The organism is Candidatus Poriferisodalis sp. (assembly GCF_965198245.1).
Classification (GTDB): Bacteria; Actinomycetota; Acidimicrobiia; order Acidimicrobiales; family Poriferisodalaceae; genus Poriferisodalis.
Genome location: NZ_OZ240249.1, coordinates 1,887,492 through 1,910,186 on the forward strand (window position 1 = coordinate 1,887,492; position 22,695 = coordinate 1,910,186).

General features: G+C 66.5%; 23 protein-coding genes. 18 read left to right on the top strand and 5 right to left on the bottom strand.

Annotated elements, in window-relative coordinates:
* Positions 1-28 precede the first annotated feature (28 nt).
* Entirely contained in the window at positions 29-3,220 is a 3,192-nt protein-coding gene (locus tag ACOCMM_RS08695) for a cell wall-binding repeat-containing protein (RefSeq protein ID WP_419552772.1), read from the bottom strand.
* A gap of 159 nt (positions 3,221-3,379) precedes the next feature.
* On the opposite strand from ACOCMM_RS08695, the gene hisD reads away from it, so the two are divergent.
* The 7 genes from hisD to ACOCMM_RS08730 all read left to right on the top strand — a co-directional run bounded on the left by hisD (position 3,380) and on the right by ACOCMM_RS08730 (position 10,472).
* A complete protein-coding gene (gene hisD / locus ACOCMM_RS08700; RefSeq protein WP_419552773.1) occupies positions 3,380-4,684 on the top strand; it encodes a histidinol dehydrogenase in 1,305 nt (434 codons plus the stop codon).
* Positions 4,681-5,754, top strand: coding sequence for a histidinol-phosphate transaminase (gene hisC / locus ACOCMM_RS08705; protein WP_419552774.1), 1,074 nt, complete (start codon positions 4,681-4,683; stop codon positions 5,752-5,754). Before hisD ends, hisC begins: the two co-directional genes overlap by 4 nt.
* A gap of 82 nt (positions 5,755-5,836) precedes the next feature.
* Positions 5,837-6,445: an imidazoleglycerol-phosphate dehydratase HisB gene (hisB, locus tag ACOCMM_RS08710; protein ID WP_419552775.1), complete on the top strand. Its 609-nt coding sequence runs from the start codon at positions 5,837-5,839 to the stop codon at positions 6,443-6,445.
* 157 nt (positions 6,446-6,602) lie between these two features.
* Positions 6,603-7,241, top strand: coding sequence for an imidazole glycerol phosphate synthase subunit HisH (gene hisH / locus ACOCMM_RS08715; protein ID WP_419554847.1), 639 nt, complete (start codon positions 6,603-6,605; stop codon positions 7,239-7,241).
* Entirely contained in the window at positions 7,238-8,044 is an 807-nt protein-coding gene (locus ACOCMM_RS08720; protein WP_419552776.1) for a HisA/HisF-related TIM barrel protein, read from the top strand. The genes hisH and ACOCMM_RS08720 overlap by 4 nt, the downstream gene beginning before the upstream one ends.
* Before the next feature lie 10 nt (positions 8,045-8,054).
* Complete coding sequence (gene hisF / locus ACOCMM_RS08725; RefSeq protein ID WP_419552777.1) at positions 8,055-8,837, top strand: imidazole glycerol phosphate synthase subunit HisF; 783 nt, start codon at positions 8,055-8,057, stop codon at positions 8,835-8,837.
* Positions 8,838-8,915: 78 nt separating this feature from the next.
* On the top strand, positions 8,916-10,472 hold the full coding sequence (locus tag ACOCMM_RS08730; RefSeq protein WP_419552778.1) for an acyl-CoA synthetase: 1,557 nt from the start codon (positions 8,916-8,918) through the stop codon (positions 10,470-10,472).
* Positions 10,473-10,484: 12 nt separating this feature from the next.
* Here the strand turns inward: ACOCMM_RS08730 and ACOCMM_RS08735 are convergent, their stop codons facing one another.
* The gene (locus ACOCMM_RS08735; RefSeq protein ID WP_419552779.1) at positions 10,485-11,150 is read right to left on the bottom strand and encodes an alpha/beta hydrolase; all 666 of its coding nucleotides are present in this window, start codon (positions 11,148-11,150) and stop codon (positions 10,485-10,487) included.
* A 172-nt stretch (positions 11,151-11,322) separates the two neighbouring features.
* On the opposite strand from ACOCMM_RS08735, the gene ACOCMM_RS08740 reads away from it, so the two are divergent.
* The 10 genes from ACOCMM_RS08740 (at position 11,323) to fabZ (ending at position 19,277) form a co-directional block, all read left to right on the top strand.
* A complete protein-coding gene (locus ACOCMM_RS08740) occupies positions 11,323-11,619 on the top strand; it encodes a GroES family chaperonin (RefSeq protein ID WP_419554848.1) in 297 nt (98 codons plus the stop codon).
* Positions 11,620-11,640: 21 nt separating this feature from the next.
* A complete protein-coding gene (locus ACOCMM_RS08745; protein ID WP_419552780.1) occupies positions 11,641-13,830 on the top strand; it encodes an anthranilate synthase component I in 2,190 nt (729 codons plus the stop codon).
* A complete protein-coding gene (locus tag ACOCMM_RS08750) occupies positions 13,827-14,708 on the top strand; it encodes a YgfZ/GcvT domain-containing protein (protein WP_419552781.1) in 882 nt (293 codons plus the stop codon). Before ACOCMM_RS08745 ends, ACOCMM_RS08750 begins: the two co-directional genes overlap by 4 nt.
* 89 nt (positions 14,709-14,797) lie before the next feature.
* Positions 14,798-15,112 (top strand): putative quinol monooxygenase, encoded by a 315-nt coding sequence (locus ACOCMM_RS08755; protein ID WP_419552782.1) that lies wholly within the window; start codon positions 14,798-14,800, stop codon positions 15,110-15,112.
* Between the two features lie 63 nt (positions 15,113-15,175).
* The gene (locus ACOCMM_RS08760) at positions 15,176-15,850 is read left to right on the top strand and encodes a phosphoribosylanthranilate isomerase (RefSeq protein ID WP_419552783.1); all 675 of its coding nucleotides are present in this window, start codon (positions 15,176-15,178) and stop codon (positions 15,848-15,850) included.
* Positions 15,851-15,940: 90 nt separating this feature from the next.
* On the top strand, positions 15,941-17,107 hold the full coding sequence (trpB, locus tag ACOCMM_RS08765; RefSeq protein WP_419552784.1) for a tryptophan synthase subunit beta: 1,167 nt from the start codon (positions 15,941-15,943) through the stop codon (positions 17,105-17,107).
* The gene (gene trpA, locus ACOCMM_RS08770) at positions 17,104-17,910 is read left to right on the top strand and encodes a tryptophan synthase subunit alpha (protein WP_419552785.1); all 807 of its coding nucleotides are present in this window, start codon (positions 17,104-17,106) and stop codon (positions 17,908-17,910) included. Before trpB ends, trpA begins: the two co-directional genes overlap by 4 nt.
* 3 nt (positions 17,911-17,913) lie before the next feature.
* Positions 17,914-18,327 (top strand): hypothetical protein, encoded by a 414-nt coding sequence (locus ACOCMM_RS08775; protein ID WP_419552786.1) that lies wholly within the window; start codon positions 17,914-17,916, stop codon positions 18,325-18,327.
* A complete protein-coding gene (locus tag ACOCMM_RS08780) occupies positions 18,324-18,719 on the top strand; it encodes a c-type cytochrome (protein WP_419552787.1) in 396 nt (131 codons plus the stop codon). The genes ACOCMM_RS08775 and ACOCMM_RS08780 overlap by 4 nt, the downstream gene beginning before the upstream one ends.
* Positions 18,720-18,806: 87 nt before the next feature.
* Positions 18,807-19,277, top strand: a complete 471-nt coding sequence (gene fabZ / locus ACOCMM_RS08785; RefSeq protein WP_419552788.1) for a 3-hydroxyacyl-ACP dehydratase FabZ — start codon at positions 18,807-18,809, stop codon at positions 19,275-19,277.
* A gap of 19 nt (positions 19,278-19,296) precedes the next feature.
* Here fabZ and ACOCMM_RS08790 read toward each other — a convergent pair whose 3' ends face one another.
* The gene (locus ACOCMM_RS08790; protein WP_419552789.1) at positions 19,297-20,091 is read right to left on the bottom strand and encodes an SDR family NAD(P)-dependent oxidoreductase; all 795 of its coding nucleotides are present in this window, start codon (positions 20,089-20,091) and stop codon (positions 19,297-19,299) included.
* Positions 20,092-20,165: 74 nt separating this feature from the next.
* On the opposite strand from ACOCMM_RS08790, the gene ACOCMM_RS08795 reads away from it, so the two are divergent.
* Positions 20,166-20,681 (top strand): alpha/beta hydrolase fold domain-containing protein, encoded by a 516-nt coding sequence (locus ACOCMM_RS08795; protein WP_419552790.1) that lies wholly within the window; start codon positions 20,166-20,168, stop codon positions 20,679-20,681.
* Positions 20,682-20,705: 24 nt separating this feature from the next.
* On the opposite strand, the gene ACOCMM_RS08800 is transcribed toward ACOCMM_RS08795, so the two are convergent.
* Together ACOCMM_RS08800 and ACOCMM_RS08805 are read right to left on the bottom strand one after the other, a co-directional pair.
* Positions 20,706-21,404 carry a type 1 glutamine amidotransferase gene (locus ACOCMM_RS08800; RefSeq protein ID WP_419552791.1) on the bottom strand — a complete coding sequence of 233 codons (699 nt, stop codon included), beginning with the start codon at positions 21,402-21,404 and terminating at the stop codon, positions 20,706-20,708.
* Complete coding sequence (locus ACOCMM_RS08805) at positions 21,401-22,693, bottom strand: cytochrome P450 (protein WP_419552792.1); 1,293 nt, start codon at positions 22,691-22,693, stop codon at positions 21,401-21,403. Before ACOCMM_RS08805 ends, ACOCMM_RS08800 begins: the two co-directional genes overlap by 4 nt.
* Between the last annotated feature and the right edge of the window lie 2 nt (positions 22,694-22,695).

Here is a 22,695-nt window from a genome sequence, read left to right on the forward strand (position 1 = left end):
CTTCGATTGTGCGGCGGTCGCCTTGGGCTCAGTTCGACTTGACAATCGTGACCGTGTGGCTGTCCCCGTCATCGGCAGTCACGGAGATGGTGTAACCCTCGACCGTCAATGACTCACCGACGGCCAAGAAGGGGTAGCGCTGAAGAAAGCCAAAGCCGTTGTCAGTGGCGAACTTGATGGGTCGTCGGCCGCCTCGCAGCGTTGGGTCCACGGTGTAGACGAGGACGCGGTCTCCCACGAGATCGGGATGCAGACGGCCGGCAGCGATGGCGTCGCGATGTGGACGGGAGTAGCTGTCGTATCCGATCCGGCGACGACTCTCGACGACGACGATCGCGTCGTGGGCTGCCGGCACGGCCGCCATGACGGTGCCCTCGCCAGAACCCGCGAGCGGACTCAACTCGACGGTTGCTTCGGGCCGATTCAGACAGACCATCTGAGATGGTCCGATCCAATCGAGTTGCCAGCGCGTCCAGCTCAGGGGTTCCCAGAGGTCTCCGTAGAAGTCGGTGCTGGGCGACGGGAACGAAGCGCTCAGCCCCTGGGTGCCGATCCGCAATTGGTGCCAGCGCTGCCCACTCGCCAGCGGCGGCCGTTCGACCTGGCTGTCGGGATTGCCAAGTGCGCCGTAGTCGCCGAGGTAGGGCACGCCGAACCACTGAAGCGACAGCGGAACGAGGTAGCGGCCCCAATCGGGACCTTCCGACTCCGCAAGGAAGATGTTGATGGCCGACGCGATACGCCGATCATCGTCGGCTCCCACCGAGGCGTGTCCTGCTGTTCGAGCTCCGCTGAAGTGATTGCTCGGCAGGACCGTGACGAAAGCGTCTATTGCATCGAAATCGACATCGCTGGAGGCGAGTGATGCAGACACTTCTGCGATCATGAATTCGCTGATCGAGCCGTCGTGGGCGAGATAGGCGTCCGTGCTGCCCGGTGCCCGAAGCCACCGGCGCAGCGGAACGAACTCGAGGTTCAAACGTCCGTAGCTGACGGACTCGATGAAGTCCTGCGTCGTCGCGAGATCTCCCCTCGCCAATTCCTCCGCAGTGCTATATGCCGCCTGAGCATCAGGGAAGTCCATGAACAGCACCGCCACGCGAAGCGTGCCGACCGTCGCGGGGTAAGCGCTCGGCCTCGGGAATCCGACGCTCTCGTATGGCGAGCCAGTCGGTCGGCAATCCGTGGTGACTTGCAGAATCGCCAGATCCGGTACGGGCGCCACATAGCTCCGCGCCATATCGCCTCGGTGCGTGTTGCGTTCGAACAGGATGCTTCTGCCGTCCGGCGCCCACCGAGGTGTCCGGACTATCGTAAATGTGCCCATGGACGTGTCACTGACTGATGGTCCGGTATACGTGACAGCGTGGGCGGTCGAATGGCCATCCAAACTGACGACGGTGATCCCGTTCTGGACGCCGACTCCCCCCTCAATGCTGGGGTCGTCGACCCACTCTCGAGACACGTATGCGATCGCCGTTCCATCAGGTGACCAGGAATAGCCACTTCGTCGGGCATTCGCCACTGGAACGCGCCGAGGATTGCGACCGTCGGAGTCCGCGATCCACATCGTGCCGTCTGAGTCGTAGGCAATTGCCGAGCCGTCGGGGGACCACGCCGGAGATGCCTCTGCAGTGCCGCCGCGCGTCAACGCCGTGATGTTCGCGCCGTCAGCATCCATGACAGCGATGTACCGGTCTTCGCGGTTTGACGGGACCCGAGGCGATTCTAGGTTGTGGCGAGCAAACGCGATGCGCTGGCTGTCGGGGGACCACGCTGGAGAAGCATCACGGAAGTTGCCCGAGGTCAGTTGGGTCTCGCCTGAGCCGTCGGCGTTGACGACAAGTATGCGCGTGACATGCTCGCCGTTGTGGGATCGTCCGGCGTAGCGAACGAATGCAATTCGGGTCCCATTGGGCGACCACGCGGGTGACTCGTCATCCTCGTCCTCGGTGTAGCCAGCGGTCAGCCTGGTTCGTTCTGTTCCGTCGATCCGAGATGTCCAGATCGCTCCCTCGTTGTCGAGATACACAATGCGACTGCAGTCCGGTGACCAGGTTGCCTGTCGAGAGTAGACATCCCCGAGCAATCTGAGCGGCTCGTCGTCGAGTGGGGCTACGCAAGGCCGTTGAGGCTGTGCTTCGCCGGCCTCTGTGTCCACGGGGATTCCGTCTGCACCGAGCGGGTTGACGGCGCCCGTCGAGCTTGCGACGTAGTTGGAAATGGCTGCATCGGAAACTGCGGCGTTGCCTCCGAAGATGCGCACCCCGAAGTTCTTGTGCCCTGCAGAGGCTGCAGCAATTCGAGCCTGGATCAAGAAATCGGCTGCGACGGGAGGGATTGAACCTGGATCCGCAAGCAGCAGGGGAGCGCACAGGCGGGCGAGGAGCGGGGCGGCGCTGAAGGAGTCGAACGGAATTCGGGCGCGCGCCAAGCCGACTCGTCGGCTCGTGAAGCAGTCGTCGCCATAGATGCCCGAGATGAGTCTTGCCGCCTCGACTGCAGTGTCGTAGCGGGAGCTGCCCGCAAGCCTTGTTACCTCAATACCAAGTGCGACGATCGAGTCTTCGACGGTCTGGTGCAGTGCGCCTGTACCGCCCATGAGCACGACATGTTCGATTCTGAGTTCGGCGAGGTAACGGGCCACGGCTTGGTGCAAACGGCTGCGCGGAGTCAGCAGCACGGGATGCGGGCCGCGAGCCGCGAACGCACCCGCCACCAGTGCGTCAGCAAACACCTCCCCGCTCGCCACTACAGCAGTTCTGCCCAGATTGCCCATGTGGCCCGGCGTGCCCATCCGATGGGCGACCGCGAATCCAGTGGCGTACTGGTCCGCACGCGTTACTCGCTCCACCGAGATGCCAATGGCCTCTAGGCCTGCCACGACCGTGGGGCCCACCCCCTCGGTGTCGCTCTCGGCGCCCACGACAAGCGCCTGAGACACCCCTATGCGGTGCAGAAACTCCGAGGCGTCCGAGAGCAGCTCGCCCGGCGGCGTCGCAAGAACCGGTGCGCCCAGTGACCCTGCAAGCGGTGCAGCAATGACTGCGTCGGTCCAGTTGCGGCCCGAGACCATCACCACCCACTCGAGACTTCCCCCCGCATGGGCTGCCACCGCTTCGGCCACCAGCAGCGAGGTGGCATACCGGTCCGCGCCCCCATAGCGCGACACATCAAGATCGGCAGGGCGTTGCGATGCTCCCACTGTTACGACCGGCACGAGCACACCGCTAGCCATCGCAATAGCCAGCGCCATGATCAACATACATCTCCGCATGAGAGGAATCTACACACTGGCCGGGGGCAGATTGTGGGCTCAGCAGTGCTCCATCCGTAATTCGCAGCAGTGGCTCAAACAGGCCCAGGTACCCTCGGCGCGGTGCTCAAGCGGCTGGACTTGCGGGGTCGGAGCGACAAGCTGGCTGACCTGCTGCCGCGCCCGCAAGCGAGCACCGCGGTGCCAGCCGAGGCTGTTCGCGAGCTGATCGACCAAGTCCGAAACGGCGGCGATTCGGCTGTCCGGGAACTCACTGCCCGCTTCGACGGGGTTGACGTGCCCGACACGTTGGTGCCGGCGAGCGAACTTCAGGCTGCGTGGGCAGGTCTGTCGCCTGCGTTGCGTTCGGCAATGGAGACCGCTCACCAGCGCATCGTGGAGTTCCATCGCACCGAAGCCGCTGTGGGCCACACCTATGAGCGCGACGGTGTCACCGTTCGCTCGATCAGCCAGCCGGTGGATCGGGCGGGCGTGTACGTGCCGGGCGGGTTGGCCGCCTACCCGTCCACTGTGCTCATGACCGTGCTGGTCGCTCAAGCGGCCGGGGTGGACGACATCGTGCTCTGCTCCCCTCCGGGTCCCGACGGCAATCTGTCGCCATCGGTCATGGCAGCGGCGCATCTCTGCGGCGTCAGCGAGGTTCACCGGGTCGGCGGCGTGCAGGCTGTTGCGGCTCTGGCCTACGGCACCGAGACGATTCGACCTGCTGATGTCGTGGCTGGGCCTGGCAACGCCTGGGTCGCCACGGCAAAGCAGCTTGTGGCCGGAGACGTTGGCGTCGCGTCCGCGTTCGCGGGCCCCTCGGAGATCGTTGTGATCGCCGACGGGACGTGCCCGCCGGCCGCTGCAGCCACCGATGTGGTGCTGCAGGCCGAGCACGGCCCCGGCGGCCGAGCCTGGCTTGTGACTTGGGACCCTGCCTGCGCTGACGCCGTCTGCGAGGCAATCGTTCAGATCGTCGACCTGTCGCCACGGCGCGACGAGACCCTGGCCACCTTGGAGGCCGACGGCTTCGTGTGCCTCGTTGACGGTCCCGCCCAGGCTGCCGAAGTCGCCAACTTCGTGGCGCCCGAACATCTTCAACTCATGTGCGATGGCGCCCACGAACTGCTGGCCGACATCCGTCACGCCGGGGCAGTGTTTGTCGGGCAGTGGGCGCCGGCGTCGGTCGGCGACTACGTGGCTGGACCATCGCACGTGCTGCCCACTGCTGGAACTGCCCGATTTGCGGGAGCGCTCACCACCGACGACTTCACCAAGCGGATGCATGTGGTGGAGGTCTCAGAGGCCGGATTTGACCGGCTCGCGCCAGCAGTGGCTGCGCTTGCCGAGGCCGAGGGGCTGTGGGCGCACGCAGCCTCGGTGTCGCGCCGCAAGGAGTGGTCCACATCGGGGATTCGGCCGTGAAGCCGCCAGTCCGTGACGACCTGCGCCTGCTTGAGGGGTATCACTCGCCGCAGATCGAGGTCGAAGTGCGCCTCAACACGAACGAGGCACCGGTGGGACCGCCGTCAGAGTTCACCGAGGCCCTCGCGGCGGAACTGCGCAACGTCGAGTGGCATCGCTACCCCGATCGCACGGCAAGCGGGCTACGGGCCGACCTGGCGAAGCTGCACGACATCGAGCCTGAGCGCATCTTCGTGGCCAACGGCTCCAACGAGGTGCTGCAGACCGTCTGTTTGACCTACGGCGGGACAGGTCGAAGCGTTGCCACCTTTGAGCCCACCTATGCGATGTACGGCCAGATCGCGCGCAGCACCCAGAGCGCCGTGGTCGATGGCGAGCGGCACGCGGACGGCAGCGTCAGCGTCTTCGAGTTGGAGCGCGTCATCGATCGGCACCAGCCCTCGATCGTGTTCCTGTGCTCGCCCAATAATCCCACCGGCACGCCCGAGCGATTTGAGGTGCTCGAACGAGCACTGGAGATTGCGCCGGGCCTCGTAGTGGTCGACGAGGCCTACGGCCAATTCGCCGACTGGAGCGCCATCGACCTCTGCGACGATGCAGGAGGGCCCCCCAATCTCGTCGTCACCCGCACGTTCTCGAAGACGTGGGCGATGGCGGGGGCGCGGCTGGGCTACGCGGTGATTCCCGCAGGCATGGCTGCTGAGTTCGAGAAGGTCGTGCTGCCGTACCACGTCGACACGTTCAAACAGATTGCCGGGCGCGTCGCTCTGCGGTTCGCGGACCAGATGGAGCACCGTGTGGCTGCGATCGTGTCCGAGCGCGAGCGGATCGAGACGACCCTGGGCCGGCTGGGCCTCGACGTCTGGCCCTCGCAGTCCAATTTCATCCTGTTCCGCACCAGTCCCACCGGGCGCAGTGGCGACGATGTCTGGCAAGCACTCGTCGATCGCTCGGTGCTCGTGCGGAACTGCTCAGGGTGGCCTCGCCTCGCCGACTGCTTGCGGGTCACCGTCGGAACGCCTCCCGAGAACGACCGCTTCCTGGAGGCCCTCGCAGAGGTGATCGCATGAGCTTGTCCAGCCGGAGGGTGCGAAACCGCCGCACAGGCCGCAGGCTGATGCGACCGATGCCGATCGATGCAGAGGGGTCCTTATGACTGCTCGCCCTGTCTCCTCACGGACTGGCACCGTGCAGCGCCACACCAAGGAGACCCAGATCGACCTGACGCTGGATCTCGACGGCACCGGCCAAAACGACATTTCGACGGGCCTGCCGTTTTTTGACCACATGCTCGCTCAACTGGCCAAGCATGCTCGATTCGACCTGCGACTGCGCACCGTCGGCGACCTCGAAATCGACGCCCACCACACCGTCGAAGACACCGGCATCGCGCTCGGCGAGGCCATGCGGCAGGCCTGGGGCGACAAGGCAGGCGTGCGTCGCTTCTCGTCGTACACGGTGCCGCTCGACGAGGCGGCCGTTGAGGTCGTGCTCGACCTGTCAGGTCGCCCGTTCCTGCACTACGACATCGATCCGCCGGGAGAGAAGATCCTGGGCGACCCGCCCTTCGACCCACAGCTGTGTGAAGAGTTCTGGCGCGGGCTCGTCATGTCGGCAGGCATCACGTTGCACTTGGTGATGCTGCGCGGCCGTAACACCCATCACATCATCGAGGCCAGCTTCAAGGGCGCGGCGCGGGCGTTCTATGACGCCATCCGTATTGCTGACGACGTGCTGCCCTCCACGAAGGGCGTCCTATGACGGGCACCCGGTGACCGGCACCCCGCCACGCCCGCTTCGGGTAGATACCAAGGCGACCGCACTGTGACCGCGCAAGACGAGACGGCTCCAGGCCGACCGCTGGTGGCCGGGCTTGACCGTGTCGTTGGGCGAGCCCGGCGAGAGGTGTCCCGTGGCCTTGCGTGATCGCCCTTTGGTCGCCGTGCTCGACTATGGCATCGGCAACCTGCGCTCGGCGCAAAAGGCGCTGGAGCGCGTGGGTGCCGATGCCTGCCTCACCGCAGATGCAGGACTCATCGATGACGCTGATGGAGTGGTGCTGCCGGGTGTTGGCCACTTCGGCACCTGCATGAAGCAACTCCGCGCGACCGGCTTGGAACAGCCGGCTCTCCAGGCCATCGAGAGCGGACGGCCCTTCTTGGGCATCTGTGTCGGCATGCAGATGCTGTTCGAAGCCTCCGAAGAGGCCCCAGGAATACCCGGATTGGGCGTCATGCCTGGGACAGTGCGGCTCTTGCCGGACGGCATGGTGCGCCCGCAAATGCAGTGGAACCGCCTCGACGTGCAGCGGCCGGGCTGCCCGCTGCTGGCAGGTCTGGAAGACGGCGCCTGGATGTACTTCGTCCACAGCTACGCGCCCGACACCGAGGCCGGCCTGGTGGTCGCGACCTGCGACTATCCGACACCGATCACGGCGGTCACCCAGAGCGGCCGCACTTGGGCCACGCAATTCCATCCCGAGAAATCCGGCGACGCCGGCAAGCTGCTGGCGCAGAACTTCCTGGCTGCAGTGGCGGCAGACCGGTGCAGCCGATGAGCTTCGAGCTGTATCCGGCGATCGACCTGCGCGAGGGCCGCTGCGTGCGCCTGCTGCAAGGCGACTACGACCGCGAGGTGCGCTACGACGTCGACCCGGTCGACGTAGCGCACGAACTCGCGAAGGCAGGCGCGCGCTGGATTCACATGGTCGACCTTGACGCAGCCCGATCGGGCGTTGTCGACAGCACCAACCGGGATGTGATCCGGTCGGTCGTTGCCGCCATCGGCGATGCTGGGGTTCGCGTGCAATGCGGCGGAGGCGTACGCGGTCGCGCCAGCGCCGAGGCGCTCTTCGACGCGGGAGTCACGCGCTGCGTGGTGGGCACTGCGGCAGTCGAGAACCCGGACCTCGTGGGGGAGTTGAGTTCTGCGGGGCACCGCGTCGCCGTCGGTCTCGACGTGCGGGGAAGCGAAGTCGCGACGCGCGGCTGGGAGCATCGCAGCGGTGTGAGCCTGTCCGAGGCGCTGTCCCGGCTGGCTGGCAGCGGTGCCGAGGCGGTTGTCGTCACCCAGATCGCCCGCGATGGCATGGGCGGCGGGAGCGACCTGTCTGGCCTGCGGAACGTGCTGGACGCACCTCAGCGCCCGCCGTCCATGTCGGTGATTGCCAGCGGTGGGGTCGGCTGTCTCGCCGACATTGCCGACCTGCGTGACCTGCGTTCGGCGAATGGCCACACGCTCGCTGGGGCCATCGTCGGCAAAGCGCTCCACGATGGCGCGATCTCGCCCGGCGCCGCCGTGGTGGTGGCACGCGGGAGCGCAGCCCATGACGAGCCGATCCCCGAGGCCGGCCAATCGTGAAGGCTTTCTCATGAAGACCGTGCGGGTCATTCCCTGCTTGGATGTGGACGACGGGCGGGTGGTCAAGGGCGTCAACTTCGTCGGCCTGCGAGACGCAGGGGATCCAGTCGAGCTGGCGGCCGCCTACGACCGCCAAGGCGCCGACGAGATTGTCTTTCTCGACATCACCGCTTCCGCTCACGACCGCGACACAATCATCGAGCTCGCCCGCCACGCCGCCGAGGAGGTGTTCATTCCCTTCACGATTGGTGGCGGCATCCGTACCGTCGACGATGCCCGGGCCCTGCTGCGGGTGGGCGCTGACAAGGTGTCGGTCAATTCGGCTGCCGTGGCCCGCCCCGAATTGGTGCGCGAGATTGCCGACGAGTTCGGCAGCCAGTGCGCCGTGGCGGCCGTGGACGCCAAGTCGAACCCTGCCGATGCAAACGGGAACACAACGTGGAATGTCTACGTCAAGGGCGGGCGCGAGGACACTGGCATCGACGCGCTGGAATGGGTACGTCGAGTAGCCGACTTGGGGGCCGGTGAGATCCTGCTGACCTCTATGGACGCCGACGGCACCAAGGCGGGCTTCGACCTGGAGCTCACCCGGGCGGTCGTCGACGCCGTCGGTATCCCTGTCGTGGCCAGCGGCGGCGTCGGCACGCTCCAGCACTTGGTGGACGGCGCTGTGATTGCCGGCGCCGATGCTGTTCTGGCTGCGTCGATCTTCCACTTCGGTGAGCACACCATCACCGACGCCAAACGGGCCCTCCTGGATGCAGGCGTCGCCGTTCGCCCTCCGTCTGACTGACCTTCGCTTCAGGCCGGAGTGCGAGGACGCCGGATAGCTTCAGTCTGTACTTGAAGGCGCTGAAGTAGCTTCGGCACAATGAGCTATCCCGGCACGTTCTCGAAGACCGATCCTGACCGTCCCGCCGTGATCATGGCCCGCGACGGTCAGGTGCGGACCTTCGGCGAGCTCGAAGCCCGCAGCTCACAGTTTGCTCAGCTCATGTGGGCAGCGGATCTGCGCCCTGGCGACCATGTGGCGATCTTCGCCGACAACAACATCGGCTACTTCGACGCCTACTGGGGCGCGATGCGCAGCGGTCTGTACTTCACGACGGTCAACCGGTACCTGACTGCGGAAGAGGCGGCGTACATCGTCAACGACTGCGGCGCTCGGGTTCTGGTGGCGTCGCCGGCGGTTGCTGAGGCTGCAACCGAGATGCTGCCGCTCATCGGCGACTGTGACGTTCGGCTCATGCTGGACGAAGTCGCCGACGGCTTCGACTCGTTCACCGATGCGATCGCAGCCCACCCTGCCGAGCCGTTGGCGAAACAGCCACGCGGTTCGGCCATGCTCTACAGCTCGGGCACCACCGGTCGGCCGAAGGGCATCATGCGGCCGCTCGACGGCACCTCGATCACCGATCCTGACCTGATCGGCGTCGGGCTCGTCGGAGGCATTTTCGGCATCGGCGACCGAAGCGTCTACCTGTCGCCCGCGCCGCTGTACCACTCGGCGCCGTTGTCGTTCACGACCGGCACCCAGTCGATGGGTGGCACGGCGGTGGTCATGGACCGGTTCGATGCCGTCGAGGCGCTCTCGTACATCGAGCAGTACGGCGTCACGCACAGCCAGTGGGTGCCGACCATGTTCAGCCGGATGCTGAAGCTGCCCCCCGACGCCCGCACCCGCCACGACCTGTCGAGCCATGAGGTCGCCGTGCATGCCGCAGCGCCCTGCCCGGTCGAGGTCAAGCGTCAGATGATCGAATGGTGGGGGCCGATCCTGCACGAGTACTACGCCGGCACTGAGCTGAACGGCTTCTGCTACGTGAACTCGCCAGAATGGCTCGAGCGCCCAGGCACGGTGGGCAAGCCGCTCATCGGGGTCATTCACATCTGCGACGACGAGGGCAGCGAGCTGCCAGTAGGCGAGTCAGGCACCATCTACTTCGAGCGGGAGGTTCCGGCGTTCGAGTACCACAACGATCCAGCCAAGACCGCTGATTCCCGCCATGGCGAACACGAGCTGTGGTCAACGCTGGGCGATGTCGGACGCGTCGATGAAGACGGCTATCTCTACCTGACCGACCGCAAGGCCTTCATGATCATCTCGGGCGGGGTCAACATCTACCCCCAAGAGATCGAGGACTGCCTGGTACTGCACCCCAAGGTTGCCGACGTGGCGGTGTTCGGTGTGCCCAACGACGACTTCGGCGAAGAGGTGAAGGCCGTCGTGCAGCCGTTCGCAGGTGTCGAGGCGAGCGGTGCTCTGGCGTCCGAGCTGCTGGCATATTGCCGCGAGCACATCGCGGGCTACAAGATGCCGCGTTCGGTTGACTTCCGAGACGAGTTGCCCCGTCTTCCCACCGGCAAGCTCTACAAGCGCGTCCTGCGAGACGAGTACTGGGGCGACCGGTCCTCCCGCATCGTGTAGGCCTTGGCGTTGCTACAGGCCGGCAACGAACGAAGTGATCTCTTCGGCGACCGCCCGGGCATGACCCATCAGGAAGTGATCGCCGCCCGCGATCACCTCGAGCTGGGTATTGGTCCAGCTCTCGGTGATCTCAGCTGCCTCGGCGGGGGAGCGGAACTGATCGTGCTGGGGCACCAGCAGCAGCTTGGGACGCGGGTCGGTTGGAGCCGACATCGTGTCGGGGTCCGCGATCCTCAGGGGCGCGGCAATTCCGATCCATGCCGCTAGTTCGTCATGATTGGCTGCGAGCGACACGTCGCCGCCGAAGGACCAGCCGGCCGATACGACCGCTGGCGCGGGATCGCTGCCGGGTTGCTCCGTGGCGAAACGCGCTGCCGCGTCGAAAGCCGCTGCCGCGTCGAGCTGCTCCGCCTTTCCATCGTCGTGGCTGCCGCCGGAACCGCCCGTGCCGCGGAAGTTGTAGCGAAGCGCTGCCACGCCGGTTGCGGGCAGGGCTCTGAAGAGATGGTCGATGAGCGGGTTCCACATGTCCCCGCCGTAGAGCGGGTGCGGGTGCGACAGCACAACAACAGCGGTGGCTGCGGATGGCCAAGCCAGCTGGGCCTCGAGCTCTGTGCCATCGGCCGCCACCACGGCGATTGGCTGGTGTGCGACCGCTGAATTCGCTGCGTCATTCACGCTGGTGAACGGTACCGTGCGGGCGGTGAGTGCTCCTGAGACAAACAATGAGCACGGGGCCGGATCGGCGACCAAGGCCGCCCGACCCTCGAAGAGTCCGAAGACCGGTGCTCGCAAGGCCAAGACGCCCGTTGCGGTCGACCACGACGACGACGAGCGGCGGCCGATCAAGATGCTGCACGACCGCCTGTTGGTGCGACTCCCCAACGATGGTTCGGAGCGCCGCACAAGCGGCGGGATTCTGATTCCCGCGACCGCTCAGCAGAACAAGCGCCTCGTGTGGGCCGAAGTCGTCGGAGCGGGGCCGAACGTCCGCAGCGCCCAGGAAGGCGACCGGGTGCTGTTCAGTCCCGATGATCGCCACGAGGTCGAAGTTCACGGGGACGATTTCCTGATCCTGCGTGAGCGCGATGTCCACGCGATTGCGGCGCCCCGCATCGAGCCTGGCAGCACCGGCCTGTACTTGTGACCAATCGGTGACCCTGGACCTATGACCACCGCCGACACGCAATTTCGCACGGGCGGGGGCATCACGATCTCGCTGGCAACGACCACCGTGGATGGCAATGCCGAGGTCGAAGATCTCGTGGATCGGCTGGACGAGGCCCGGGGCGTGCTGCTCTCGTCGAGCTACGAGTATCCCGGTCGCTATACCCGCTGGGACATGGGTTTCACCGATCCGCCGCTGGTCATCACCAGCCGGGCCCAGGACGTATCGGTTCGGGCGTTGAACGAACGGGGCACGGTGCTGCTCGAGCCTGTCCATGAGGCGCTGGCGGTGCTGGGAGCAGCTGCGGGCATCGTCGACTTGCGACACCACCTGAGCAAACGCGGCGGCGAAGTGGCCTGCACGATCGAGCGTCCGGAACGGCGTTTCGCGGAAGAGGAGCGCAGCCGCCAGCCGTCCACGTTCACAGTCCTGCGGTCCTTGGTCGACCTGTTCAGCTGTGACGATCCGCACCTGGGCCTCTACGGCGCATTCGGCTACGACCTCGCTTTCCAGTTCGAGCCCATTCCCCTGACGCTGCCGCGCCCGCCCCACCAGCGCGATCTGGTGCTGTACCTGCCAGACGACCTGCTCATCGTGGATCACCAGGGCGGAATTGCGCAGCGACTGCGTTACGAGTTCGCCGCGGCCTCTCGCAGCACTGCCGGACTCGCGGGCGGTGGCGAGCGCGTCCCGTTCGAGCCTGATCTCGATCTCGAAGCGCGCCGGGACCACGAGCCGGGTGGCTATTCGGCTGGCGTGCGGGCTGCACGCGAGTACTTCGCCCGGGGCGACCTGTTCGAGGTTGTCAGCAGCCAGATGTTCTCCGAGCCGTGTGTCGAACCGCCCTCGGAGCTGTTTCGCCGTCTCAAGGAGCAAAACCCATCGCCGTACGGATTTCTCATCAATTTGGGCAGTGCAGGCAAATCCGGCGAGTGGCTGGTGGGAGCCTCCCCGGAGATGTACGTGCGTGTCGAGGGCGACCGCGTCGAAACCTGCCCCATCTCGGGCACCATCGCTCGCGGTCAAGACCCCATCGACGATGCCTCGCAGATCTTGGCGTTGCTCAACTCGGCGAAGGACGAGTCCGAGCTGACGATGTGCACCGACGTGGATCGCAACGACAAGAGCCGCATCTGCGTGCCCGGCTCGGTGAGGGTGATCGGTCGCCGCCAGATCGAGATGTATTCGCGCCTCATCCACACCGTCGACCATGTGGAAGGCCGTCTGCGCCCCGGATTCGATGTGCTGGACGCCTTTCTGTCCCATACGTGGGCGGTGACGGTGACCGGCGCACCCAAAACGGCAGCCATGATGTTCCTAGAGCAACACGAGCGCACCGCCCGGGCCTGGTACGGCGGCGCGGTCGGCAAGGTCGGTTTCGACGGCAGTCTGAATACGGGGCTCACGCTGCGCACTATCCGGATGACGGACGGCCACGCTGAGGTGCGGGTCGGTGCCACGTTGTTGTGGGACTCGGTTCCCGACGATGAAGAGTCCGAGACCGAGCTGAAGGCATCCGCATTCCTCGACGCGATCCGGCGGCCGCGCTCGGCACCGGCCGCGGGGGCTGTTGCGGTCCAGCCGAGACATCGGCGTGTCCTGCTCGTCGACCACATGGACTCGTTCGTGCACACGCTCGCGAACTACCTGCGCCAGACCGGCGCCACCGTGGTGACGCGCAGGGCTGGCTTCCCGGCAGCGGAGATCAGTGCCGACGAGTTCGACCTCGTGGTGCTGTCGCCGGGACCGGGCCGCCCCGACGACTTCGGCATCGGCCCGGTGGTGCGCGCCACGATCGATGCCGGCCTGCCGCTCTTCGGTGTCTGTTTGGGCCTGCAGGGCATCGTGGAGTACTTCGGGGGCGAACTCGGGCAGCTGTCCACGCCGATGCACGGCAAGCCCTCTGCCATCCGCACCCTCGGCGGGCAGTTGCTCGACGGCTTGCCGAAGGAGTTCCGGGCGGGCCGCTATCACTCGCTGTTCGCCCATCGTGCTGAGGTGCCTGACGTGCTGGAAGTGACCGCAGTGAGCCTCGACGACGACATCGTGATGGCCGTGGAGCATCGCGAACTGCCCGTCGCGGCCGTGCAGTTCCACCCCGAGTCGATCATGTCGCTCGACGACGGTGTCGGGCTAGCGCTGATTCGCAATGCAGTGGATCGGCTGCTGCCCGGCTGGAGGAACGGATGACCCTGCAGCCTCAGCTTGATCGGCTTGTTGTGGCGACCATCCCGCGCGACGTCGTGGCGGTGTCCGGACCAGAGGCGACCGTGTATCTCCACGGTCAGATCTCTGCCGACGTGACAGCGCTGGACCCGGGCGAGAGCACCCTGTCCTTCTTGCTGGAACCGCGGGGGCGCGTTGAAGCGCTCTTCGCCATCTGCCGTACCGGACCCGACACCTACGTCGCCGACACCGAGCCCGGCTTCGGTGAGGCCATGGCCACGTCACTGGAGCGCTTCAAGCTGCGCACCCGAGTCGAGTTCACTCCCCAGCAGTGGCAGATGCACTCGCTTCGAGGTCCCGCCTCAGCCGTCGACGCACTGCAAGACGCCGTGAACGACGCAACGGCATCGTCGTCGCTCGTTGTGCGGCGTTCGAATTGGCCGCTTGCAGCCGGGTTCGACGTCCTGGCACCGGCGCAGAGTGCGGAGAGGCCCGACTTCGCGGCGGTGGAGGTCATCTCCGCAGACGAGTACGACATATTGCGCATGGCATTCGGCTTGCCGGCGATGGGCACAGAGATCCTGCCTGGCGACATTCCCAACGAGACCGGACTCGTGGATCGCGCGGCGTCGTTCACCAAGGGCTGCTACCGCGGCCAGGAATTGGTCGAGCGGATCGACTCGCGGACGGGTGGACGCCGCAGCGTGTGCCGGCTCCGGGCTTCCGTTCCGCTCGCGCCCGACGATCGCTTGCACGACGGCACTGGCACTGCGATCGCCACCGTGCGGAATGCGGCAGCGCTCGGTGACGCCGTGGTGGGGTTCGCGCTGGCGCGCCGGGATGCCGGCAACACGGCATACACGACCGCAGGCGAACCGGTCCTGCTCGCTGAGCTGTTCTGACGGAGCCCTCTTGATCGGCCCGCTCAGAGGCCCTCACCGGTACGCTCGCAGGCTGTCGCTGACACGACTGGATCGCAGGGAGTTTCGACATGGCAAAGACCGCACTGCTGGCCAAGCTGACCGCCCAACCAGGAAAGCGCGACGATCTGCTCGCCGTGATTGCCGACATCGGCATGAGCAACGCTGCCGGAGAACCGGGCACCGAGGTCTATGCCGCGCACAAGGACCAGAACGATGCCGATGTCGTGTGGTTCTACGAGCTGTACACCGACCAATCCGCGCTTGAATCGCATGGCGGTTCGGAGGAGATGAAGGTCTTCGGACGGGCAATGCGCGATTACATGGCGGGCCGGCCCGAGCTCATCTTCCTGGACCCGATCGTCGCCAAAGGCGTCGACTTCTGACGCTGGGCCCGATACCCCAGCGCCCGATGACCCGGGGCCCCAAGCGGCGAGAGGTCACCTGACGTGTTCGTAAAGATCTGCGGTGTCACCAACGAGGAGGACGCGCTGGTAGCCGTGGGCATGGGCGCAGACGCGGTCGGCTTCAACTTCGTGCCGGGCTCGCCTCGCCAGATCTCTCCGCGACTCGCGCGTGACATCGTGCGCCGGTTGCCCGGCGGGATCGTCACGGTCGGCGTCTTCCGCAATGAGCTGGCGGAGCGCGTCGTGCAGGTGATGGACGGAGCCGGCCTGCGCTTGGCACAGCTACACGGCAACGAGACCGCCGCCGACAGCCGCTGGATCGCCGAGCGCGTGCCGGGACTCATCAAGGCGTTCGTGGCAGGCGATCCCAACGTGGAGCGAGTGCGCGACTACGGCGCCTCGGTGCTCATGCTGGACGGCTCCGAACCTGGCAGTGGACGCGTCTTCGACTGGCGTCAACTCGAGGGCCGCGATCGCGGCATCAGGCTGCTGCTGGCTGGCGGGCTGCGCCCCTCCAACGTGGCCCAAGCCATCGAGATCGTGCGTCCCTGGGGAGTCGATGCGGCCTCGGGCGTCGAGTCAGAGCCGGGCCGCAAGGACGTGCTCAAGATGCGCGAATTCATTGCGAACGCCAATGACGCAGGGGCGTTGTACGACGACACTGACGAGGCAGATTTGCCAGAGCCGAGCGCGCCGTACGACTGGCGCGACGACTGAGCGAGGGACGACATGGCACCAGAGGGCGGCGAGCTGTCGCCGAGTACCAGGTCGGACATGGGTGAGCCCACGCCGAGTACCAGGTCGGTCATGGGCGAGCCCACGACCGATGGCCGCTTCGGCGACTTCGGAGGCCGATTCGTTCCCGAGACGCTGGTTGCGGCGTGCGAGGAGCTGGAAGCAGCGTTTCGCGAGGCTTGGGCCGACCCAGCGTTCATCGCCGAGTTCGAGACCACGCTGCGCGACTACGGGGGACGCCCCTCACCGCTCACCGAGTGCAGCAATCTGTCCCGCCAGCTCGGCGTGCGCTTGCTGGCCAAGCGGGAGGATCTCAACCACACCGGTTCCCACAAGATCAACAACGTGATCGGACAGGCACTGCTGGCCCAGCGCATGGGCAAGACCCGGCTCGTCGCCGAAACGGGGGCCGGCCAGCATGGCGTTGCTACCGCCACTGCGGCGGCACTGCTGGGGATGGAGTGCAAGGTCTACATGGGTGCGGTGGATGTCAACCGTCAGGCCTTGAACGTGTTCCGCATGCAGCTGCTGGGGTCAGAGGTGGAGGCCGTGCACTCGGGCAGCCGCACGCTCAAGGACGCCGTCAACGAGGCGCTGCGGGACTGGGTGGCGACGGTGGAGAACACGCACTACTGCCTCGGTTCGGTGATGGGCCCGCATCCATACCCATGGATGGTGCGCACCTTCCACCATGTGATTGGCGACGAGGCTGCAGCCCAATGCAAGGATCTGATGGGCGGCAGTCCCGATGTCGTGGTGGCATGCGTGGGCGGGGGCAGCAACGCCGCCGGCATCTTCTCGGGCTTCGCTGACGGCGATGCCCGCCTTGTGGGTGTCGAGCCCGCCGGAGGGGCAGCCGTCGGGCGGGGCGTGCCTGGAGTGGTCCACGGCATGACGAGCTACCTCATGCAAGACGAAGTGGGTCAGGTGCTCGAAGCCGAGTCGATTTCGGCCGGGCTCGACTATCCCGGCGTCGGGCCAGAACACGCGTACTTGGCGGCAATCGGCCGTGCCGAGTACCCGAGCGTGACCGACGACGAGGTGGTCGAGGCGTTCACACTGATGAGCCGGGCCGAAGGCATCATCCCGGCGCTGGAGTGCGCCCACGCGCTTGCGTGGATCGTGAGCGAGGCGCCGCAGATGCAGGGTCAGACCGTGCTCATGAACCTCTCGGGCCGTGGCGACAAGGACGTCGACCAGATGATGGATGTGCTCGGCATGCAGGGAACCGTCTCGTGACCGGCGCATCCGGCAGCCCGCTGACCCAAGCATTCGGGACGCTCGAGACACGGTTGCGGGCTCGGCGCGACAGCGGCGCGAAGCTGCTGATCCCCTACGTCACCGGTGGCTACAAGGGCTGGCAGCGTGCGGTCGAGGCGGCCGCGGCGGCCGGGGCCGATGCCATCGAGATCGGTATTCCCTTCTCGGACCCGGTGATTGACGGTCCGGTCATCCAGCGGGCCTCCACTGCTGCGCTGGACGAGGGCGCAACACCAGCATCAGTACTGGAAGAAGCCCGCGAGCTCGACACCGGTGTGCCTCACGCGGTGATGACCTACTACAACATCTGCCACCACCAGGGCCACGAGCGGTTCGCCGCCGCGCTCGTCGAGGCGGGCGTGTCGGGGGCAATCCTCCCCGACCTGCCGTACATCGAGGCTGGGTCGTGGCTCGACGACGCCGCCGAGGCCGGCATCGAGGCGATCCTGCTGGCAGCGCCCACCACGCCAGACCACCGGCTTGCGGAACTGTGCGGAGCGTCGCGGGGGTTCGTCTATGCAGTCGGCCTGCTCGGCGTGACCGGCGAGCGGGCATCACTTGCCCGCACAGCCACCGAGATTGCCGCACGGTGCCTGGCCGTCACCGATCGACCCGTGCTCACCGGCGTCGGCATCGGTTCGCCGTCTCAAGCCGTCGAGGCCTGCGAGGTGTCCGACGGCGCCATCATCGGCTCCGCAGTCGTCCGGACGCTGATGTCCGACGGTCCCGAGGCGGTGGGCGAGCTCGTGGCCTCGTATCGGACGGCGCTCGATCACGGCTGAGCGGTGACTCCGGCCGAACCTGACGCCGCTGCACCGGCACCTTGTGGTGACGCGCCGTCGGATCCGCCCGAGCTCGATCCCGACTGCGAACTGTGCGAGGCGGCACGCTTCACGCACTGGTACTTCGAAGATGAGCTCTGCTGGGTGGCGGACTGCGAGGTGTGCGCCACGCCGATGGTGGTGTGGAAGCGGCACGGAACCGAACCGCCCGCCCCGGAGTTAGATGCGATGCTGGCCTGCTTGACCGATGCAGGCGAGCAACGCTTCGGACCCAACGGCGGAATCGTGGACCAGGTGATGCGCCAGATACCGGACCATTTCCACGCCCACTACCGGGATGCCGACTGGATGTCCCGCCGCTGGCAGGAGCCGCCGAGCCGCTACACCGGAGTCGGCACCGCCCGGGAGACTCGATGAACACCGCGTTCCCTCGCCGAATTGTCAACGCGAAGCGCTCTCGATGGGGGGTGTTCGCGCTCGCCCTCGCCGTTGCACTCGGTCTCGCGAGCTGTGGTGGCACAGACGTGACGGAGGCCGACCTCGACCGGCTGGAGCAGGCGTTCGCCAGCGCTGATGCGGCGCTCGGGAGCGAGGTCTTCGGCGACAGCTGCTCGGTGTGTCACGGCAGCGACGGCAGTGGCGGTGTCGGCGCAGCACTCGGCGGTGTCGACGAGCGTCTGAGTATTCGGAACCACTTGTCGGTGGTGTGGACGGGCCGTGGCTCGATGCCCCCATTCGGCGGGATCCTCACCGACGCCGAAATCGCCGCCGTCGTCGCCTATCAGCGGAGCACGTTCGGCGACGGGTGAACATCGGGTCGCCCACCGGCCCCCGCTGGCCGGTGGGTTCACGACGCGTCCGGCCCTTCGGTGCGGACGAGCGGTAGCTTCGCCCCAGTGAGCGACCCGACACGTGACGCGCCGAGCGAGTCTGATTTCCCACGTCCCGACAAGCTGTTGCCGCACCGGGCGCCGTTCCTGCTCGTCGACGAGATCGTGGAACTTGAGCCCGGTGAGCGCTGTGTCGCACTGTGGCACCTCAGCGGCGATGAAAATTTCTTCGCCGGTCATTTTCCAGGCAGGCCGACACTGCCCGGAGTCCTGATGGTCGAAGCGATCGCCCAGACTGCCGGCCTCGCGGCAGCTTCGGCTTCGTCGCTGGAAGGCAAGCTCGCATTGTTCGGTGGCATCGACAAGGCCCGATTCCGCCGTCAGGTGATTCCGGGCGACACGCTGCGGCTCGAAGCCACGATCGATCGCTTGTCAGCCAGAGCCGTCCGTGCATCGGGCACGGCGAGCGCGGACGGTCAGATGGCCTGTGAAGCCTCGATGATGTTCCTCATCGCAGACGCCGACGCTGGCGCCTGAGCGTCCCCAGCGCCTTTCCTCAGCGCAGGTGGGCGGGGCGGGGATCGGCCAGGCGACCCAGCGGCGATTGCGCTCGCAGTCCGCCGTCCACCACGATGGCCTCACCGGTAACAAACGAGGATTCCTCGCTGGCCAGCCATGCTGCGACGCTCGCGATTTCGTCGGGATGGCCGAGACGCCGCAGCGCGTGCGCGTTGATGTTGCGTTCGAGGATGGCTGGGTCACTCATCATCCGCTGCACCGGAGGTGTCTCGATGGTGCCGGGGCAGATGGCGTTGACGCGCACGCCGGCGGGGGCGTGATCAGTCGACAGTGCGCGGGTGAGATTGATCACGGCCGCTTTTGAGGCGGCGTAGACCACGGAGCCGCCGTCACCGTGTAGCCCGCTGACGGACGCGGTGTTGATGATCGAGCCGTGGCCGCGGGATTCCATCACCGGGACCGCGTACTTGGCGCCCAGGTACACCGAGCGCACGTTGACGTTCATGACTAGGTCCCAATCGTTGGGCTCAAGCTCCACCGCGGTGCCGGGCCGCAACGTGCCGGCGTTGTTGAACAGCACGTCGAGCCCGCCCCAGCGCTCGACCGCCGCGTCCACCATGGCCTCGACATCGTCCGGTTGGGACACATCGGCACGGAAGCCGTGCGCCTCGCCGCCGGCCTCGATGATGTCCTCCACGACCCCGACGACACGCTCGCGCCGGATGTCGACGGCCAGCACTGACGCACCCTCGGCCGCAAAGCGGCGGGCGCTGGCGGCGCCGATGCCAGACGCGGCACCGGTCACTACGGCGATCTTGTTCTCCAGCAGCATGGGGCCTCCTCGCTCTTCGGGCTCCGGCCATGTCACCACTCCAGACGGACACGGCGCATCGACACTACGGCGCAGTGCCTGACTACCTTGTGGCGGCCGACCGGATCGCCATCGCCGGCGACTCCGCCGGCGGCGGGCTGAGCATGTCGACGCTCCTGAAGCTGCGCGATCTCGGGCTGCCGTTGCCAGCAGCAGCTGTGCCCATTTCGCCGTGGGTCGACATGGCGGGTACAGGGGAGAGCATGGTCACCCGTTCGGACCGTGACCCGATGGTGAGCGGACCCGACATCCGGCGCCTTGCTGGTGTCTTCGTCGGCCCTGACGGTGATCTTGCTGATCAATTGGCATCACCGCTGGAGGGCGACCTGTCCGGGCTGCCGCCGCTGTTGATTCATGTCGGCGACGACGAGGTCCTGCTGTCGGACAGCGAGCGGCTCGCCCACAAAGCCCGCACTTCGGGCGTCGATGTGACCCTCGAGGTCTGGCCCGAGATGATCCACGTCTGGCACTCGATGGCGGGCCTGTTCCCCGAGGCCGACGACGGCATCGCACGGGTGGCCGAGTACCTCGGCGAGCACCTCAGCGTCTAGGCCGCTGGGCTCGCCTGCGTTCCTCTAGGACGGGGCGACGTCGTCGAGGAACCAGTCGACCAGATCAAAGCAGTTGCGGCGGTTTGCGGCCTCGTTGCGCGTGACGTCGGCGAGGATGCCCTCGCGGGTGACACCGCAGGAGTCGAGGTAACTGTCGCTCGACTCTCGCATCCAGTGGCTGGCGAGCTCCACGCTGATCTCGGGATGGAACTGGGTGCCCACGCTGCGGCCCACGCGAAACAGTTGTGGACAGGCCTCGGTGCTGGCCAGCAGCTCGGCGCCCGGCGGCAGCGCGAAGCGATCGTGGTGCCATTCCATCCATGGCCCAGTTGAGATCGGCAGTTCGGTGCCATCAGCGGGCGTGATCTCGTACCAGCCGATCTCGGTCTCCGGCGAGAGTTCTACGGAGCCCCCGAGCGCTGCTGCGAGTGCCTGGCCGCCGAAGCAGATGCCCAGCACCGGCGTGCCGCCCTCATGGGAGCGGCGTATGAGGTCGAGTTCGTTCCCGATCCATGCGCTGATCGCGTCCTCGTACACCGACCAGTACGAGCCCATGATCACCAGCAGGTCGAAGCCGTTTTGGGGCGGGGGCTCGAACCAGTCGGGCAGAGACGTCTCGGGCACCATCACGTGGGAATGGCATGTCACGCCGCGCTCGGTGAGGCGATCGCCGACGAAACCGGGCTTGGTTCCGGCCTCGTGCGAAACGATGAGCGCCTTCATGGGGCGCGCTCGACGACCGACACCGGCAGGTGCTTGATGCCAGAGATGAAGTTGGACCGCAGCCACTCGATCGGACCGTCCTGTTCGATTCTGACCACTCGCCGCAGCAGCTCCTCGAACACCACCCTGATCTCGGTGCGCGCCAGCCACGCACCCAGGCACAGGTGAGGTCCGTTCCGACCGAAGGCCATGTGCTCGTTGTCCTGACGCGCCAAATCAAACCTGTACGGGTGGGCGAAACGATCCTCGTCGTGGTCTGCGCTGACGTAGTACAGGACCACCTTGTCGCCCGCCCGCACCTTGGTGCCTCGAATCTCGGTGTCGGTGGTTGCTGTCCGCCGGAAGTGCGTCGTGACCGAGCTGGCGCGCAGCACTTCCTCGCTGGCGGTGGCGGTCAGAGCCTCGTCGCCGGCCAGAACCGCGGCGCGCCACGCGTCGAATACATGGGGGTGAGCCATGAGCACCCACAGGCCGTGGGTCATCGTGTAGCGGGTCGTGTCGTTGCCCGCCGCGATGAGCAGCGTGAAGAAGTTCTTGAACTCCAGGTCTGTCAGCGGTGTGCCGTCGGTGGTGGGGGCCAGTAGCTGGCTGATCACGTCGGATGCCGGGCACTCGCGGCGCTTGGTGGCCTGCTCGGCGGCGTATTCGAAGATCTCAACTGTGGCGGGACTGCGAAACGGCATGAAGCGGAACTCGTCGGTGTCGACGAGCCCGACGGGATAGTCAGTGAAATCGGGATCGGTGTTGCCGAGCAGGGCGTCGCCCCACTCCACGAGCTGGTGGCCGTCTTCGTCGCTGGTGCCGAGCATGCGGCCGAGCATCCGCATGGGCAGCTCCGTCGCAACTTCGGTGACGAAGTCGAACCGGCCTTGCGGCAGTGCCCGGTCCAGCACCTCGCACGCCAGTCCACGGATGGCGGCTTCGTAGGTGTTGACGACCCGCGGCGTGAACCCGCGGCTCACCAGCCGGCGGTAGCGGGTGTGGGAGGGCGGGTCCATCTCCATCATCGTCGTGCGGGCTTCCAGCTCGTCAGGCGCCATGTCCTCGAGTCGGATGCCCTGCGATGAGGTGAAGGTCTGGGTGTCGCGGCTGATGCGGAACGCGTCGTCGTACTTGGTGACCGCCCAGTAGCCGCGCCCGTCGACTTCGTCGACCCAGGCGACGGGATCCTCGCGTCGCATACGGGCGAACGTCGCATGGGGGACGCCGCGGGTCCACACGTCGTGGTCGGAGATGTTGGCGTCGTCGGGACCGAGATCGTCCAGATACGGCTCAACCCAGGTGCTCACGG